The sequence below is a fragment of the Selenomonas sp. KH1T6 genome (genome assembly GCF_900108415.1).
GTDB lineage: Bacteria > Bacillota > Negativicutes > Selenomonadales > Selenomonadaceae > Selenomonas_B > Selenomonas_B ruminantium_A.
In genome coordinates this window covers 23647-41429 of record NZ_FNWN01000017.1, presented here as the reverse complement: position 1 = coordinate 41429, position 17783 = coordinate 23647, and the positions used below count along the sequence as shown (strand labels likewise).

The 17783-nt window shown below is 51.8% G+C and carries 19 protein-coding genes; all 19 read right to left on the bottom strand.

The window, feature by feature from the left end:
- Window positions 1-249, bottom strand: coding sequence for a hypothetical protein (locus tag BLW59_RS10840; RefSeq protein WP_074697794.1), 249 nt, complete (start codon window positions 247-249; stop codon window positions 1-3).
- Entirely contained in the window at window positions 233-2707 is a 2475-nt protein-coding gene (locus BLW59_RS10835; RefSeq protein WP_081348501.1) for a conjugal transfer protein TrbE, read from the bottom strand. The genes BLW59_RS10840 and BLW59_RS10835 overlap by 17 nt, the downstream gene beginning before the upstream one ends.
- Before the next feature lie 3 nt (window positions 2708-2710).
- Window positions 2711-3715 carry a hypothetical protein gene (locus tag BLW59_RS10830; RefSeq protein WP_139283646.1) on the bottom strand — a complete coding sequence of 335 codons (1005 nt, stop codon included), beginning with the start codon at window positions 3713-3715 and terminating at the stop codon, window positions 2711-2713.
- Between the two features lie 60 nt (window positions 3716-3775).
- Entirely contained in the window at window positions 3776-4045 is a 270-nt protein-coding gene (locus BLW59_RS10825; RefSeq protein WP_074697792.1) for a VirB3 family type IV secretion system protein, read from the bottom strand.
- Between the two features lie 7 nt (window positions 4046-4052).
- A complete protein-coding gene (locus tag BLW59_RS10820; protein ID WP_074697791.1) occupies window positions 4053-4457 on the bottom strand; it encodes a hypothetical protein in 405 nt (134 codons plus the stop codon).
- A 75-nt stretch (window positions 4458-4532) separates the two neighbouring features.
- A complete protein-coding gene (gene trbB, locus BLW59_RS10815) occupies window positions 4533-5498 on the bottom strand; it encodes a P-type conjugative transfer ATPase TrbB (RefSeq protein ID WP_074697790.1) in 966 nt (321 codons plus the stop codon).
- Window positions 5498-8212, bottom strand: a complete 2715-nt coding sequence (locus tag BLW59_RS10810) for a type IV secretory system conjugative DNA transfer family protein (protein WP_074697789.1) — start codon at window positions 8210-8212, stop codon at window positions 5498-5500. Before BLW59_RS10810 ends, trbB begins: the two co-directional genes overlap by 1 nt.
- 14 nt (window positions 8213-8226) lie before the next feature.
- Window positions 8227-9564 carry a TrbI/VirB10 family protein gene (locus BLW59_RS10805; protein WP_074697788.1) on the bottom strand — a complete coding sequence of 446 codons (1338 nt, stop codon included), beginning with the start codon at window positions 9562-9564 and terminating at the stop codon, window positions 8227-8229.
- Window positions 9565-9575: 11 nt separating this feature from the next.
- Entirely contained in the window at window positions 9576-10691 is a 1116-nt protein-coding gene (locus tag BLW59_RS10800) for a TrbG/VirB9 family P-type conjugative transfer protein (RefSeq protein WP_074697787.1), read from the bottom strand.
- A gap of 43 nt (window positions 10692-10734) precedes the next feature.
- A complete protein-coding gene (locus BLW59_RS10795) occupies window positions 10735-11481 on the bottom strand; it encodes a VirB8/TrbF family protein (RefSeq protein ID WP_074697786.1) in 747 nt (248 codons plus the stop codon).
- A gap of 17 nt (window positions 11482-11498) precedes the next feature.
- A complete protein-coding gene (locus BLW59_RS17980; RefSeq protein WP_217634617.1) occupies window positions 11499-11810 on the bottom strand; it encodes a hypothetical protein in 312 nt (103 codons plus the stop codon).
- A gap of 196 nt (window positions 11811-12006) precedes the next feature.
- Complete coding sequence (locus BLW59_RS10785) at window positions 12007-12495, bottom strand: hypothetical protein (RefSeq protein WP_074697784.1); 489 nt, start codon at window positions 12493-12495, stop codon at window positions 12007-12009.
- On the bottom strand, window positions 12496-12975 hold the full coding sequence (locus tag BLW59_RS10780) for a hypothetical protein (protein WP_074697783.1): 480 nt from the start codon (window positions 12973-12975) through the stop codon (window positions 12496-12498).
- Window positions 12976-12984: 9 nt separating this feature from the next.
- Entirely contained in the window at window positions 12985-13278 is a 294-nt protein-coding gene (locus BLW59_RS10775; protein ID WP_074697782.1) for a hypothetical protein, read from the bottom strand.
- Window positions 13275-13817, bottom strand: coding sequence for a hypothetical protein (locus BLW59_RS10770; protein ID WP_074697781.1), 543 nt, complete (start codon window positions 13815-13817; stop codon window positions 13275-13277). The genes BLW59_RS10775 and BLW59_RS10770 overlap by 4 nt, the downstream gene beginning before the upstream one ends.
- 12 nt (window positions 13818-13829) lie before the next feature.
- Window positions 13830-14390 carry a S26 family signal peptidase gene (locus BLW59_RS10765; RefSeq protein WP_081348500.1) on the bottom strand — a complete coding sequence of 187 codons (561 nt, stop codon included), beginning with the start codon at window positions 14388-14390 and terminating at the stop codon, window positions 13830-13832.
- 584 nt (window positions 14391-14974) lie between these two features.
- Window positions 14975-15700: a hypothetical protein gene (locus BLW59_RS10760; protein WP_074697779.1), complete on the bottom strand. Its 726-nt coding sequence runs from the start codon at window positions 15698-15700 to the stop codon at window positions 14975-14977.
- A complete protein-coding gene (locus BLW59_RS17120; RefSeq protein ID WP_081348499.1) occupies window positions 15697-16647 on the bottom strand; it encodes an ATP-binding protein in 951 nt (316 codons plus the stop codon). Before BLW59_RS17120 ends, BLW59_RS10760 begins: the two co-directional genes overlap by 4 nt.
- An 11-nt stretch (window positions 16648-16658) precedes the next feature.
- Entirely contained in the window at window positions 16659-17771 is a 1113-nt protein-coding gene (locus BLW59_RS10750) for a replication initiator protein A (RefSeq protein WP_175463409.1), read from the bottom strand.
- Window positions 17772-17783: the final 12 nt, after the last annotated feature.

The following is a 17783-nucleotide window of genomic DNA, read 5'->3' as shown; positions in this document are numbered from 1 at the left end:
TCACCTTCTCACTTCTTCCACGGACTGCTTGATGCCCTTGGCAATATCCGTCACGGTGCCTGTGAAGGACGCATCGTCATTGCCGAAGGCTTTCCCCATGTGGACCGTGTTGCTTTCCTCCATGGAGCCGTCCTTGATATGCCGGTTGAAATTGGCCTCCAGCTGGTTCATCCTTTCCTCCATGCGGGTCACTCTGGCGGCAAAGTAGATGATTAGAATGGTCAGTAGGATTTCAAAACTCGATACCATAGATTATTTCCTCCCTGCTTTTTTCTTCTGGGTATTCCACCCGATTCTCTATAATCCAATGCCGGTTGAAGTCTGCTGCTCCGTACTCCGTGAGGATTTCATTCATCCTGTTCAGTGCCTTTTTGTCTACTGCCACATAAGAAAGGGTGAAGGGACAGTATTCCAAGGCCAAGTCAAAGAGCCGGGAGCCTTCCGGGCTGTCGTAGTAATACTGACGTTTCGGCGTGGCAGCTGCCACGATTTCAATCTGCCTCTGGTTAAGGCCGAAGGTTTCATAGGTCTTCTTCTGGCTTTCCTCCAGAGCGTGGGTATTGGGCAGAAAGATGCGGGAATGGCAGTTGGTGAGGATTGTGTCCAGCAGCGGAGATTTCGTAATATCCACCAAGGACTGCGTGGCAAAGACCACGCTGGCATTGTATTTACGGAGGACTTTCAGCCATTCCCTTATCTTCTCGGCAAACATGGGATTGTCGAAGAAAACCCAACACTCATCCAACACGATAAGTGTCGGTGCCCCAGTGAGGCTTTGCTCGATGCGATGGAAGATATACATAAGTGCGGGTCCGACAATCATCTTGGAACCCATGAGCTTTTCCATTTCAAAGGTCTGCCAGCTGCTAATCTCCAAGTTGTCCGTGTCGGAATCGAAGATGGCACCATACTCGCCCTGATTGCCCTTGCTGTCAGCCAAGGCCAGAGGCGAAAAGGCCTCCTTGAGCTTGAAATCCTGCAAGTAGCCTACAAAGCCGGAAATGGTTCTAAACTCCTGTGCCATGCCGGACAGTGCCCCCAGGGCATCACGGATAATGCCCTTTACCTCCGGGGTAATCTCCATGTTCTCCTGCCGGAGGAAGTCACACAGCCATTCCTGTGCCCACTGGCGTTCATTATCATCGTCAATATGGGCAAGGGGCTGGAAGGATAGCTCCCCCTTCTCGCTGCCAAGGTCATAGAACTTGCCTCCCACCCCTGTAGTCAGGATTTTGGAGGAAGCACCCTTGTCAAAAATAATGACCTGGGAATCTTTGTATTTGCGGAATGAGGCTTCCAAGCAGTTCAAGAGTACAGATTTACCGGCACCAGTGGGACCGACTACTAGGCTGTGCCCAACATCCCCCACATGAAGGTTCAGCCGGAAAGGGGTATTGCCTGTTGTCTGCGTGTATAGGAGAGCGGGGCCGGACAGGTGCTTGTTTCTGGCATGACCTGCCCAGATGTCTGACAAGGGCATCATGTGCACCATGTTGCCGGTGGAAATCAGGGGACGGCGTACATTGTGGGATAGCATCCCCGGGATGCTCCCGAACCAAGCATCAAGGGCATTCACATCTTCAATAACCGTCTGCTTCATGCCAAGATTCACAAAGACCTGACGCACCATCTTGGCTCGTTCCTCCACTACCTCCCGGTCTTCATCCATCACCACTACTGCCGTGGTGTAGTAGACGTAGGAAATGGTGTCCCCCTCCACGGCATTGATGGCATCTTTCACATCCCGCAACTTGGCCTCCACCGTTTCATTGTTGTTCTCCACGTTATTCTGGCGATGGAACAAAAGGGACAAGATGGACTGGAGCTTTCCCTTCCACTTCCGCTTGATGCCCTCCAGTTCTTCCAGCACATCAGACTTAGACATACAGACGCATCTGGTTGTCCAACGATAGGGAAAGTTCATCTGGTTCAGGGCATCGAAATAGCCGAAGACAGTATCAGTGCCGAAGTCGATGGGGGTAATCACCCGAATATGCTTCCTGCCCAGTCTCGGCTCAATGCCCCCATATAGTGGCGTGTCGTAAAACATCATCTGGTCTAGGAGCATAGGTTTCTTGGGCATGGTGAGCTTCCTGTTATCTGCCGAAATGGTTGAGTGCAGATAGGTCAGAGTTTCATGCTTGTCTAGGAACTCCGTGGGAATCCTCAGGCTCTTGAATATCTGGTAGATTTTCATCACTGCTTCATAGAAATAGGTCAGGGAATCTTCTGCATCCACCTCACGATGTTCCCGGCCTTCCACCATCATTTCCCGGATGCGTTCCTGGCTGTCTTTCGGCGGCATCCAGTAAAGGGTGTTGTAAAAGGTGGATTCAAAATAATTGCCTCCAGCGAAGAGGTAACGCCGCTCCATGTCTATCCCCTTGGTGATGGGGTCAGGGAAGTAGTTATCCTCCGGGTAGGAAGTGGATGGTGTCCTCTGAGCTTCAAAGTGCATGACCCAGCCGGTCTTGACGCTCCCTATGGCCTCCTGCAATATCCTCGTGGTGATGGCCAGCTCTTCCCGCACTGCCGAATCTAGGTCGGGGCCTCGATAACGCCATGTGGTCATAAAGCTGCCATCCTTGCCAATGGTGACCGCCAGCTTCGGATTGCCCGCTGATGGCGAATACTCGATGATTCTGGCAAAGGGCATCACATCTTTCAGGCACTTCTTGTTTCGCTTGAATAAGTCCAGTCGGTACAAGGCCTAAGCCTCCTTTCGGTAATGGGTCATGAGTTCAGAAAGGCCTCCAAAGCTCATTTGCGGCGGTGTGAGATTTGCCCGGAACAGCCCCGGCAAGCTCCCCCACCACACATCTTTGCGGTTGTAATCCTCCACTATATAGAGTGCTTCCAATCGGTTCAGCACATCCCGGACGTATCTTTCAATTTCCTTCGTCTGCCCTTTGTCTGTCAGGAGGAAAAGGCTGTTGGCGTATATGCCCGTCAGTTCTCCGAGCAGCGGGGCACTTATGAGCTTCTTCACAGATTTCCTGCCACTGCACCACTTGCCCATGTAGGCCAGCAGCTTCTTCTCCGCTTTTTCCGGCTCCATGAGCAGCAGCCGCTGCACAAACCTAAAGGGCAGCCGGTCTACAGCATGGAGCAAGATTTCCTCCTGTTTCAGGGGCAGGGGAGCAGCAAGGGAAACGGCCACCGTTTCCTCCCCTCCCATTTCTATGCTATTGCCGGACAGGTTCAGTTCTAATCCCTGTGACAGCAGGGCATCAAGATACAAGGGAACCTCCGGCATGGTTATTTTCTGTTCGTTGTAGGCGATGGCAAAACTCATGAAGTCAATGACATCCTGATATTCCAGAGCATTGGCCTCTGTGACCTTGCCTATAGCATCTGCAAAATCATCCAAGACCGTTGCGAAATAAATCCCGGCATCCTCGGCCTTGACGGTAATTTCCTTGTCCAAACGGTTCACAGCGTAGCCCGCCTGATTGATGAAAGGGTTCCAGCACAAGACGATAAACAGCCCATCCTCTTCCATGGGAACGTGCTGCCGCTCCAGCCACAGGCTCCATCCCTCCCGGAAATCCGGCAGCTTCAAATCTACCTGCTCCCCCTCCGGCAAAGCCTTGTAGCGGATAACCCCGAAGTAGCTGCCATCCTTTTCCTGCACCACATGGGGAAGGGTCAACCCTCCCCAGGGCAGCCAGTCGGCTACTGTGTTATTGCTTAAATCAAATTCTTTCCACGACATAATGCACCTCGATAAAAATTTAGAGCGGAGCGGCCAAAAGCCCCACTCCGCTCCATCTGCTCACGTTGAATAGTAATTGTCCTTGTACATATACTGGCTCAAGCAGTCAAAGAACTGGGCATCATCCTTGGCAAGGTACACGCACAGGGCATGTACGGCCACGGACAAGAGCAGTATATAGACAAAGTGAAAATACATGACGAACATGAATGACACGATACCATTGAGGATAATGACGTTTCTCGGTGCACCCATAAAGAGAATTTCCTCTGTCAGTGAGCGATAAAAAGGCAGGTTATACCAAGAAACAACCCCTTCCTGACCGTCCATGGCGGCCTCACATGAAGAGGCAGCTGGAAACGCCGTCAATGCCAATCCAGCTCATGCCACTGCCTACGGAAGTGGCAATGGCACCTCCGCCAACGCACTTGATAGCCCGCTGGGTGACCTGCTGCTCCATGCCCATGCCCCAGGAAAGGCCGCCTACTGCCCCGGAGATAACCGTGAAGCAAGCAGGAATCGGGCCGGTCATGAGGTCGGTGAACATCTGCACCGGCTTCTGCAGGGGTGTCACCTGAATGTTGGACGCTGAATTGCAGAATCCCACATCAGGCACGGCCACCACCGCTGCCATCAGCCCCAATTTGAACATGAAGGCCTTGTTTTCCTTGGCAAAGGTGAGTGCCTTGGAAGCCGCAGTGGCTCCCTTCTTCTTGATTTTTTTGATAGAATCCATGTACATGTTGAACTTACCTCCTTTTCTATCCAAGCATAATTTTACGAGAGAATTTGCCCCGCAAACTCTACGATGTTTTACTCAGCCGATTTTCTCGATGTCATAATCCCCGGTCTGCTTGTTGTAGCCCTTCACCAGAATAATGTCCTCAATCAGACGCTTGGTGACCTTCTTCCGCAGGTAAACCACCACATCCACGGCTCTGCCCACGGTTTCCTTCTGGGGGGTCATGGAGACACGGGAGGTCAGTTCTTCTAGACGGGAAAGAGTGTCATAGGCAGATTCGCTATGCACCGTACAGCAGCCACCCCGGTGGCCTGTTGACCATGCCTCCAAAAGTGTCATGGCCTCCTTGGAACGTACCTCCCCTACCACAATCCTGTTGGGAGACTTGCGAAGGGTGATTCTCAGCAGCATATCCATATCCATATTGGGTGGAGCAGTCTGCAGCTTCACATGATTGGGAGCCGTACAGCGAAGTTCCGAGGTGTCCTCGATAATCACTATCCGCTCATTCATCTGGGAAATCTCAGCCAGGATGGCATTCAGGAGGGTGGTTTTGCCTGAAGCCGTGCCCCCGGCAGCAATGATGTTCTTATGCTCCCGGATGGCCGTCATGATGGTCTGCCGCTGCACTTCCGTCATGGTGCCCTGTGCCACATAATCATCCAGCGTAAAGAGCTTCTTGCCGAATTTGCGGATATTGAAAGACGGGGCTTTCACAATCGGTGGCAGCTCCCCTTGAAAACGGCAGGAACTAAAGAGCCGGGAAGCGGGAATCTCTGCCTCCAATTCTGGGAAATCTGCCGGAACTACCCGACCAGCCAAAGAGCCGACATTGTAAATGAGCTGCTTGGCAATATTGGCACTCATGGTAATAGGGCTTTCCACCAGTCCCCGGTCATGGGTATCTATCCAGATGTGACCGTCAGGGTTGAGCATGATTTCCGTAATCGTCTCATCCTGCATATAGGCCATCAGCTGCGGCCCCATGTTGGATTCAAGCATCTGCACATAGCGTTCATTGACCAGCTGTGTATTCGCCATCAGCCCACCTTCTTGCTCTGTTGGTATTGCTGCCATTCTTCATCGTCATCCAAGTCATACTCATCATCGTCATCATCCCCTTCATCAGGCGGTGCTTCTACCTTGTCCGCACCTTCTGGCCGTGGCCTTTCTTCAAAAGGTTCTGCTGGCTGTCCAGCCCCTTGGGTTCCGCTATGGTCTTCATCTTGCGGTTCTTCAGGTCTGTCAGGCTGGGCAATTTCGGTATTTCCGGCTTCTTTTTCATTTGCTGTCTCCTGTGTCATTGGCCTTGGCCGCCTGTGAGGCTGACGGCTCACGCATACAGCCGCCTTGGCAAAGGCCTCAGCCTCCTGCTTCCGCTCTTCCTCCGTATGCGGGGCTGGCTCATTCGGTATCTGCGCCTCTTTTTCTTCCTCCACCTTAGGCTCCACAGGTGCCAGATTTTCAGGAGCCGTATCGACCACTTTATTTTTAGCTTTTTCCTCCAGCTGTGCCCCGGCCTCTTTCTGCAAGGCTTTTTCGGCTTCCAGACGAGCAAGTTCCACCTTCCGGCGTTTTTCTTCCTGTGACCGGCGTTCCGGCTCATGGATGGCAAAAAGCTGGCTGTAGTCCTTGACCTCAGTGCATGTATCTGAAAAAGGCGGTGCCTTCACCGATACCCGCTTCACAAAGTAGGGTTCCTCATAGAAGCGGATTTTGTCGGCAAAGATTGGCCGCTTGCCGGTGACAAAGACCAGTTCCTTCTTCTCGTCCATGCGGGATGCCTCGTCCGGGGTCATGAGCTTTCTGGCATTCTCCGATACAGAGGTGTTCTTCTCAAAGAGCTTGCCGGAACTGGATATGCTGCTGGTGGTGATGGTAGCATCCCCCAGCTTATCCGAGAGCATCCTGGCTGAATCGTTATCTGCCGGAGTGTAGTAAATCTGCACATGGCAGTTGGCAGCAATGCCGTTCTCCTTGGTATAGAGCTGGTTAAGCTGTCCAATGTTCTGGGCCACAATGCAGATTTTCACGCCGTAACCGGCACAGATGGCCAGCTGGTTTTCTATCTGCTCCATCTTTCGGAGCTGGGGAAATTCGTCCAACATTAGCAGCAATCGCTGCTTAACCACATTGGTAGTACCCCCGCCTTCCCCAAAATCCATATCCCGGACGAGCTTGCTCATCATGGTGCTGATGAACAACCTTGTGAGAGGCCGCAGCTTCTCTACATCGTTGGGCTGCAACACAAGGTATAGGGAAACCGTCTGCTTGGGGTCTAAGAGGTCACGGACGGTGAAATCCGAAATAGCCGTGTTGGCCTTGATAAGTGGATTCTGGTACAGGTCAAGGGCAGTCTGGGTAGTCTGCATAATAGAGCCTCTGGTTTCCTTGGCACCGTTAAGCATATTGCTGGCACTCTCAGCTACTTTCGGATGCACCAGCAGGTGATACCACGGAGATTTGGAATCTGCCATGGAAATACCCGTGTCAATCTCGCTTTTGTCCTTGTAGCCAGTAAGGTCGGGAGCCTCCCAGTTTAGCTTATCTTCCGGCTTGCATTGCTTCTCATAGTCCTCAATGGCCAGCCGCAAGTCTTCCAATGTCTTGACCTTGAACCATTCCTCCGTATCCGGCTGCAGCCCCAAGGCCTTTTTGTAGGGCTTCAGGTCTGGGATGTACTCCCCATAGATTTCCTTCAGGGGATTACGCCACTTTTTCTTTAGCTTGCGGACAAGCTTGCCCTCTTCATCCAGCAAGGGCTTGCCGTTTTCGTCCATGACATTTTCCCATTCCTCAACCTCCATGAACTCCTTGGGGCTGATATGGGGATATATCTTCATGTTTGCGAAAAGATGGTCAGTGTCCATGTTTGGAGAGGACAGGAAGCTCATAACATCTGACGGGTTGGGCAGGTCTTTGCCCTCCTGAAAGTGCTTATACAGGAGGTGCATGATAACCCCCTTCACTACTGCCACCGCTGAATTGTCCCAGAAGGGGTCTTTGTTTCCCTCCCCGCTCCCGGTCTTACACATCATTTCCGCAATGGTGGTCACATCATCCATTTCATCCGTGCTCTGGAAATTGATTTCCGCAAAAGGATTCCATCGTGCCCCGGACCCGTCCTTGCAAAGAGGTTCAAACTTCATGACCTTCTGCTTGTGATGCTTCTTTCGCCAGCCGGAGGTCATGTTCCATAACTCCGCTTTTGGGTCAAAGAAGAAAATGGAGTGCTTCCAGATTATCCCGGTAGGGGTAATGACACCCACGCCCTTACCTGAGCGGGTAGGAGCCAGAAGCAGGATATGCTCAGGCCCATCATGGAGCATAATCTGATGGCTGTAGGGATTTCTGCCGCACACCACGCCGTTTTCCTCGGCGTTAAGTTTAGCTTTCTTGATGTCCTCCGCCGTTGCCCATGCCGCCGTACCGTGGGAGGTACGCTGCTGGTATTTCTTGCTAATCATGTAGCCAATGCCGCCTCCTATTAAGCCCCCGAGGTAGAGGTCAAAAAAGTGGGCGTTCATGACCTGGGGTGTAATCTGTGCCATAATCTCAGCGTTTTTCTTCCATGCCACCATGCCAAAGGGCTGGTAGATGGCAATGCTGCCAATGTGAAGGCCACCTAGATACTCTGCATAATGGCAATCGGCACCCACTTGCTGGGTGCCGTACCATGAGCCGAGCAGGATGCCTATGAGCACAACTCCGATGATATAGAGCATCACCTTTGTCTGTAACTGTCTGTCTTCCATGCTCAGTCCTCCCCTCAAATGCCGAAGGAAATAGGCTTGGTGACAAAGATATTGAACTGCTGTCCCGGAGCAATGGTGACAGTGTTCTGCTTGTCTGCACCCTTCTTGAAGAGGGTTGAGGCCGTCTGCATCAGGTTCGCCAATGCCCCCTGCATGGCCAGCTGGCCGCCGGTGTAGGTGTTCTGAGTGGAAACATTGCCGGAAGCATAGGAGCCAAGAGCAGCCAAGGCCGAAGCAAACATACCGCCACCGATTTTGCTGCCGGTATGGTGATGAACCTTGCCATGGAGGCCGTTATAACCGCCGGTGTCCATGGCCACCATGCTGTCCCCAAGGTTATAGGAACCGCCATCTGCCATGACAAGGGTGGTGAATACCAGACTAACCCTGCCGGTAGTTGCCGCCTCTCCCTGCTCATAGCTGCCCACCAAGGTGCTGCCAGCCGGGATAAGAAGCCTTGTGCCTGTGGCACTATCGAAGACATCAGCCTGAACCTCTGCGGTAATTTGTCCTGGGGTGTCCGTGTTGATGCCGGAAAAGAGCATGGCCGGGATAACTGTACCGGCTTGGAGAATCGTGTCGCTGGGAGCCGTATAGCCCACCTGCACGAGGCCGGAATTATTTGACTGGCTGCCATTCATTCCCCCTGCCGGAGCAGATGCTCCAGCATCAGCCGTGACCATATCTGCGTTATTGCCCCCGCTTCTGCCCAGAGCAAAATCTATGGCACTCTTAAAGCGGTCTTCCATGGCTTTCTTGGCCTGTGCTGCTTCCCGTTCTTCGGCAGACTGGGCAGCAGAAGCAGCATTTGCCTGACTGGGCAAAGCCACGGGAGCAGAATAGGAAGCCTGAGGAATAGCCGGTATGGTCATATTCGCCCGGGCTTGCTGAACCTGCTGGGGATTGTTTGGATTATCTCCATTCTGCCCATTTGCCTCCGCATTGCCGGAATTGTTAGGGTGGCTACCCGGCTTTCCCATCTGCTGCCGTCTGGGGTCTAAAAGCTGGTCATAGCTGCCAACCGCATTTTTGTCATTTTTCATCAGGCCGTCAGGATTGGCAGCCGTTTCCTGTGTCTGCGGGGGCTTTTCTTGTGCCTTGTCATTCTTGTCTGTAATGTTGAAGATAGTGGCCATGCCCACCACCAGAAAGCCGCCTACTACGACTGCTGTGACGATTTTGCGGTTTATGCCGAAGACTGTGCCATGGCTGCCGCCGTTCATGCTGACCTTGCCGGGGCTTTTGTCTGCTTCGTCCCCGTCAAATTCAGTCTCGTCATCCACATCATCCTCGGTCTTCTTCCCCCATCTACGCTTGAAGAATGTCTGGGCATTCCCTAAAAGGTTATTCATGTTCTCCCCCCTTACTTGCCGTGCCTAATGGTGATAATTTCGCTGTCAGAAAGGCGAATCTGTGCCCGGTCAAAGACCTTTTCCACGATGAAGTAGTTGTCCTTGACCTTGTAATTGGTGATTTTCATATCCTTGGTGCCCTTCTCCTTGATGAAGAGGGGGAATTTCCGGGCCACCATCTTGTCGAACTTGATGAAGGTCTTTTCCCCATCCGAGAAGACCATTGAAGGACGGCTGGAGCTTTCCCCGCCGGACACATGATAGCTGAAATCCAGATTGGCAATATTCGTGGCAGCTACCTGCCCCGTGGTGAGCCTGTCTTCCTTCGCCATTGCCATCAGGCCGTTTGCCATGTTCTCAGCCTCATAAGTCCAAGTGACCATAGGGTTGTACCAGTTGGAGGTGTTCAGGATAAGCTGGTAGGAGTGCTTTTCCGTGGTGACAATGAGATTGGTGGTGCTGGTTTCCACCACCGGCTTGATGTAAAGATGAGGAACCCCGTCCACGGTTGAGTTGGTCACTGTCCAGCCCACCGTGTCACCGCCACCCACGAACTTGATATTCTCCCCCTTGTGGAAAGCCAAATCCGTCAGATAGCCCCGACGGCAGTAGATTTTATAGAGCTGGTTGGGAGCATAGGCAAAAACCATGGTGGAATTACCTTGAGCGTTGATAGCATCCTGGGTGTAGCTGGGGCTGCTGCCATCGCCTCCCGGATAAACCAGATATTTCTCCGTGGCAGCTGTGCCATAGTAGCCGTCTGAGGGGTCTTCCATGAATCTTTCCATTTCCTTGTTCCTGTACTGCACATCGTCCAAGGCCTCCATGATACGGCTCTGGGCAACGGCAGAACTCTCCATCTGCCTGTGCAGTTCTTTCAGTTCCTCGGTAATCTCCTTGATGGCGGCAGTATTGGCCTCGGAGGTCTTGTCTGCCTCCACAGCTTTGAGCTTGCCCTCCAAAGCTGTGAGCTTATCCTGCATTTCCTTCTGGCTTTTCTCAGTCTGCTGTGCCTCGGCCTTTACATCATGAGCCTTGGCAGCCTCCACGCTCTGCATATAGGGCATGGCAAAGGTGCTGCAAAGGAGTGCCCCGCAGATAATTTTCTTTAATTTGCTATTCAACATTTTCTATACCTCCATAAATTTCATGTGACTGTCTCGGTTGAAATCAGCTTTTCTTTTTGCTTTCGCTTCCGCTGTTGACCTGGCTTGCATCATTGGAGAAATCAAAGCCTGTGATGAACAGCCCCAAGGGATTCACTTGCAGGGCATCCCCCTCCACCGGCAGCATGGTATAGGAGAACACGCCGCTCATGTTCCGGGTCTTCTTGTCCCCGGAGCGGATGCCGTACTCTTCCTCCGTCCACCGCACTTGATAGGACGTCTCGGAATCCGGCACCTTCTGAATTGATACGATGTGAGGCGTTACCGTGCAATTGCCGAATTTATCATCGAACTTCTCATTCTGCTTCACCATTTCGTACTTGTTGGCTGCATTCGTGGTAAGGTAGGCCACCGCTTCCCGCTGGTCATTGGTCTGGGCTACAGGGTCAAGCACTACGGAACGGGCATTCAGGACAAACTTGGTGATGAAATACTTCTTCTCTGCCTCGCCGGGGGTATAATCTGCCCCGGTGAAAGCCCCGGCCTTTTCCACTTCCCCGGTGTTCTTGTCTACCGTCACCACATAGGGAATGACCTGTGTCTTTAAGGACTGAACCACAAGGCCGCCAGCCAGCACCAGGCAAGCTATTCCCATGAGGATAGTAGCCCTTCGCCAGTTATAGGCCTGTGTCACCGCACTTCCTACTCGTCTGTCCCAAACAGCCGCAGCCTTTTCTGCCGGAGTGGCTGGGTTGCTGCCTCCTGACTGGTTATATTTTTCCGGCCTTCTGAACATCTTCTGAATCGACATAAATTCTTGCCTCCTAATCACTTGTCACTTTCCATGCCATGGGCAAACATAATCTCACCGCCGCCAAGGAAGGCTATTTTTGCCTCCTTGTTTTCTGCCGGGGCAGTCTCCGTAGCCTTGGCCGGAGCACTTGCCACTGCTGGTTGATTTGCTGGCGTAGCTGCCTTTGGAATACTGGGCAGCGGCAGCACAGGCCGTGGCTGGGAAGTGGGAGAAACTAGCGGGATAGCGGGCAGATTGCGGTAATTGCCTCCATTACTTCCTGCCGTATTTTCCTGAGCAGCATCCTCGGGGGCTGTATCAACAAAGGGATTTACTGTTAAATCCACGTTCATCTGCTCAAGATGTCCATTATGGACATCTTGAGGATTATGAATATTCACCGCCTGATATTCAACATGTCCATTATGGACATCTTTTCCATCAGGCGAATGCCATGTGCTGCCTGTAAGAATCGTCAAAGCAAAAATGCCTAACGCCATACATCCAGCTATGCGATAATGCTTCCTCATCAGCTTGGTTATCCTATCTTTCACTGCCCGCACCACCCTTTGTATAAATCTCATAGACCACATGAGCCTGAATCTTGCCCTTTTCCATATTCATGGCCAGCCCCTTGATGCCCACCAAGGCATCCCCGGAGCCGAAGTTTTTGAGGAAATTCACCATATTGCCCCAGTCCCCGCTGACATTCAGCTCACAGAGCCGTCCATTTTCTTCAGCATGGTCTGATGAACCCAAAAGATTCAACTGGTTCCCCTGTGCGGCAAAGATAATCCTACTCTTGACCTCCTTGGCCTGTTCTGCTGTCACCGGCCTGAGCTTTTCGCTGTTGAGCCTGTCGGCTTTTTCCTGCCAGTCCTCTATGGTATGGGTCATGACAGCAATCTGCCCTTGCCTCTCCAGCTGGCTGTGAAAGGTATGAATCGTGTAACCTGTCATGGCAATGAGGGCCACCCCCAAGATACCCAGGACGGCTGCAAGGCCTCGAATCTTATCTAAAATCCCTGCCATTTATCTAGCCTCCTCCTTCTGTACGCTGAGAACCGCCTTGATGCTGCCATCCGGGTTTTCTTGGGAGCTTGCAATGGCCACGCCGCTGAAATTATCGCTGGCTGTGAGATTGCTCATGTATTTTTGCAGTACTTCCTCATTTTTTGCCCGAACAGACAAGTTTGCCCAGCTGCCATCTTCTGACCCGGCCTGCACTGCCAAGGTTTCAAAGCTGACTTCTGCCGGTCTGCCTGTCATCAGGAGCGACAGTGCCTTGAACGCCTCTGCATTTTCTCTCTTGGCTCTATCCGTCACCCTCAATTCCGTCTCCAGTTCTGCCATGCTTTCCTTGGCTGCCTCATAATCCACCACAAGACTTTCTGCCGGTCTTACGCTTGTCAGACAAAGACAGGCCACGATTTCAGCGATTATGACCGTAACCATCACTGCCACTGCGATAAAGATGTGGTTCCGCTTGATTCCCAATGCTTCTGCTTCCATTTGCCCCTCCTATACTGCTTTCAGCCATCGTTCCAGATTATTGGCCTTGACTGTGCCCAGCACCCAGCCAGCCGCATTGCTCAGTCCAAAGTTTTCCTCTTCAACCAAACGACAGAAACCTGCCAGCTGACGAATAGCTGCAGAAGTTAGGACTTCCGTTTTCTCCAAATCCACCTGCACCTTCCGGCAACCTCTTTTCATACATTCCTTCAGTTCTGCCTCTACCTTGGGGCAGATGGTAAACATATACGCCCCCGGCACCTTTATGACGGCCTTATCCTCCTGCTTGCTCACAAAGCTCAATGAAGTTCCTCCCCCTCTATGATTACGCCGTTCTGCTCCAGCATGAACCTTGGCACGATATCCTTGATTTTCTTTGAGATATGAACCGGTTTATAAGGCCTTGAGGCACAAAGGGTGACGCTCTTGCCTGTCACATCCACATAGAGACATTCCACAGCCATAAGCATGGTGAAATATCCTCGACTTTTTTGGGTTCCTTTGATGATGTCTGCCCATTCCTTTTCCCGCTGGTGCTTGTCTCTGGCCATCCTGCCAAGCCTCTGCCGGTAAGCCAGCACATCAAACTCCTTTGTATCTGCCGTAACCTTCACGGTAATATCTGATTCCGTTGCCACAAGGTCTATATCTATGGCTACCTCTTCCGGGCTTTTCCGGGCGTACATGGCAGCATTCTGGGCTGCTTCCACTATGGCCATGGCAAAGTGCCCTTCCCTGTCCCCCAGTGTTTTATCCAAGGTGGCCTTGATTGGTGGCAGGGCTTCTTTGAAGAAGGCCTCGAAACCAGTCATGTGATAGTGCTGTATCTCTCTGTCCTGCAAAAAACTTCCTCCTTACGGCATCCACGTTCCTGTGAGCAGGGGAATCACCCTTGCCGAGATATTTTTAAGCGGCACCGTACCTGTGTACCGGCCATCAAAGCTTCTGGGATTGGTGCCTATGGGAAGGAACTCTCCTTCCGGCACCAGGAAACTGCCTCGAATCTCTGGCATCGGCCTCCCCTCCCGGTCTTCCGGGTAGGCCTGACCGATATATCTGCCATTTGCCTTGAACTGCAAGGTGTCCGGCTCTATCTCATAGCTTTCCCCGGCCACAGCCCCCACCTGTTTCAGAAATCGCACCCCCGGGGAGAGCCAGCCTCGTGGGTAAGCCACCTCTGTAATCTGTTCCGTTGGCTCAAAGACCACATAATCCCCATCCCGCAACTCCCGCAAAGGCATCCGCAGATAAAGGCCACGAGGGAGGCTGTCCGTATGGTTGTAGTAAAGCACCCGGTACTCTGCCGGTAGCCTTGACACACAGGATAAGCACCGCCAAAGGCCAAGCACCACTGCAAAAATTCCTATAACCACCATAAACCGGTGAGATTTCTTCGATGTATCTATCCACTTCAATTCCGTTTCCCTCCCGACTACGCTTCATAGTCTAAGGGAAAATTTGCTCCGCAAACTCTTCGATGTTTTACTCAGAACCTGAAAATAAACAAAAAAAGAGCCGTGAACACTCACAGCCCAGCTTGATTCCCTTATTTCTTCTGACAAGCATATATAACGCTCTATCCCACAATCTTTCAAGAACGCAGTTGCCAAAAATGACTTCACATGAACATCGTTCTTGCTCTGTGTTTGCTTTTTAACGCAAAAAAAGCGGCCTGTCGATGACAAGCCGCCCGCCGAAGTTGGCCACTGTGCAGGTTTAGCACTCCCGCATGACACATGTTTCGGACTTTCTCGTGCTTTCAGTATAACACACGTCATCAATTTTTGCTATTATATTTTTGGCCACTGCCACGGAAGGTGGTAACTTTGCCATTTGGCAGGACTTTCTCGTTTCCTTTGCGGCCAGCATCGCCGCGACGCTGACAGTCCAGTTTCTAGTCTGGCTTCTCAGCTAACCACGGAAAACTAGCAAACCTGAGCCTTTAGCAAGCTGCAGGGAGAGAGACCGCTCTTTGGAGCGGTCTTTCGCTTTTTCTGTGTCAGGCAATATACTTCTGCACCACATCCGTGTAGCTTTTGAGGTGCTTATGGACTGTTGCCAGCGACACACCGCATCTTCCGGCTATCTGGCTGACATTCTCGTTGCTGTGGCGGATTTTCTCGTTTATCACCTGATACCGCACATAGTTCCTGTCCCCGGTATCTGCCTTCCTATAGGCCGCCTGTATCTCCATAAGGGCTTCCAGCAGCTTTCTGTACCTGCGGCGTTTGTCCACCAAAGAAGCCAGCCACACCTTGTTATACTCCAGCTTTTCCGTCTCTTGAAAAGTATTTATACGCATATCAAGAAGGTGAATCATATTCCTCACCACATTGGGACGGTAGATGTCATCCCCGGCCAGTGTGTAGCTGCTCATGGTGGCAAGGGCTTGGAGAATGAAGCGGTTCCACTTGTGCAGCGTGGCCTCACAGACAAACAGCTCTATGGCAATCCTGTGGAAGCTCTTGTCATCCCGGTATCTTGCCTTTACGAAATCCCTCATTTCCTGTGTCAGCCCCATGATGACAATATCCACCATGGCCATGTTTATCTTGTATCGCTGGAGGCTGAGGTAGGTCTTGTAACGCTTGCTGTCCTCTGGCTCCATCTGGCAAAACCTCGCCAAATGCCCCAGCTGGGCTAATTCCTTCTCACTGGTCTTGAATCTCTGAATGAGTATCTGCTCGGCCACATACAGGCCAAGGTCTGGATTTATGGCGTTCATCGTAGATTTTCCTCCTGCTTCTGCCGGAAACTCGGCGTGTCTAGCTTTGCCGTGTGGCACATTTCTTCAAGGCGTGATGTTATCCGGGCTGACTGCTTCTCATCCATAGGCTTTCCCTGTTTGTCCCTTATGACCAGATAGGATTTCAGTTCAGCCATGGAATTGTTCGAGGTGATAATGGTCTGCAAGGCATTGGCATAGCGGTAATCTACAAGCTCCTGCAGAATCCCCACCGACCACTCCGTCCGATTGCTGGCTCCCAAATCATCCAGAATCAGGCACTCGGCTTTCTTCACAAGCTCCAGAAGTTCGCAGCTGCTCCCCCCTTTGTCAAAGTTGGCCTTGATGCCACTGTATAGCTCCGGCAGGGAAACAAACAAAACAGGCAGCCCCTTTTTCAGCCGCTCATTGGCAATGATGGAGGTCAGCTTGGTCTTGCCAGTTCCGCATTTGCCCCATAGATAAAGGCTCCTGCCGTCCTGCACAGCCTTTTTGGCAAGAGCAACAGCCCGCATATTTCCCTGCTGTATGGTGAGGTCTTCCCATGTGTCCTCCCTGTATTTCTCAGGTATCTTGGCAGCCTCCATCAAGGATTTTAGTTTCTTCTCCCTGCTCTTCTGCTGAGTGAACTTGCAGTTATTGAGAGCCAGATGAACTTCATCGTTCCAGCAGTCGGCCTTCACCGTGAGATTTTTCCACTTGTCCTTGTGCTGACAGGAACACCCATCGCAGCCCCTGCACTGCTCCTGTGCTTCCTCCACCTCAGCCAGCTCCCGGTTGTACTCCCGAATCTTCGCCTCGGATAGTTCATACACGCCCTTGAGCGGCCTTGGGAATGGCACCACTTCCCCCTTGGTGAGGTTATCTAAGTTCACTCCACACTTCCGGGCAGTCGAGCGTACATAATCCCGGATATCCCAATCCTCTATGCTTTCCAGTGCTTGCATGGCTATCCCCCCTACACGCTGATACCGACACGGTTGAAATATTCCTGGGCATTTTCCCCGGGCAGAGGCAGTGGAAGCGGATTACCTTCATCGTCGTATACTTCCTCAGGCTCCGGGGCAGTCTCTGCCACAGTAGACTTATTGCTCATAGAGGCTGCTCTTGGAGCTTTTTCCTTCCCCTCTTTGCTCCACCGGCTTAGAATGGCCCGCAGATACTTGACGCTTACCTCTCCCTTGGCAGACAAAGCTGCCTCTGTGATGGAATCATTGACCAGCTCTGCCCCATACTCTTTGCAGAGCTTCGCCAGCTCATTGGTGACTACCGGCCCCACCATGGAAGAGATATTGTCCCGGTAAGAGCGTATTACCTTTTGAAATGGGTCACATGCCATTTCAGCGGCAGGGGGCGTACCAGTACTACTGGTAGTAGTCTTATTGTCAGTTTCTCTTTTCTGTCTCTCTAATTCAGTATAGCTATATAAGTCAGTCTCATTTAGTTCCGATTTCGGAACGGGGGCTGTTCCATTTTCGGAACGGGGTGTTTCACCAGCGAAACGGGGCGTTCCATTATCGAAACAGGCCGTTTCAAGTACGGAATAGGGTGTTCCGTTTTCGGAACGGCCTGCCTTAATCCGCATGGAAACCTTGGAGCGAGCCTCATTTATGCTCATATTGATGCCTTTGCTATAAGCATCCGCTACCATGCCTCTGGCCTCTCCTTCCTGTGCAGCCATTTCGGCCTTGCCCAGTTTTTCCTCGTAATCATGGACATCTTCCATGGTTTCAGGTATTTCTATGCGGTTCACATAAATCTTCTGTGCCCCGTTGTTGCTGATTGCCACCGTTTCCACAAGACCGAAATCCACCAGCTTCTTAAACTCCCGGCAGATGGCCGTTTTGCTCATAGCTAGAATCTCCGCCAGCTCCCCATAGCTGAACATGAGGAAAATATCGCCGTTTGTTTCCACCCAGGCATTTTTTCTTGACAGGCACATGCGGTCTTTCAAAACTGCATAAATCACCTTGGCCTTTACGCTCAGCCTATGATAACGCTTGTAGGAAAACAGTCCTTTGGGCAGCTGGTAGTATCTCTCGTTGTCAATATCTTGTGCCTTAAATCGCAAAACATCACGCCC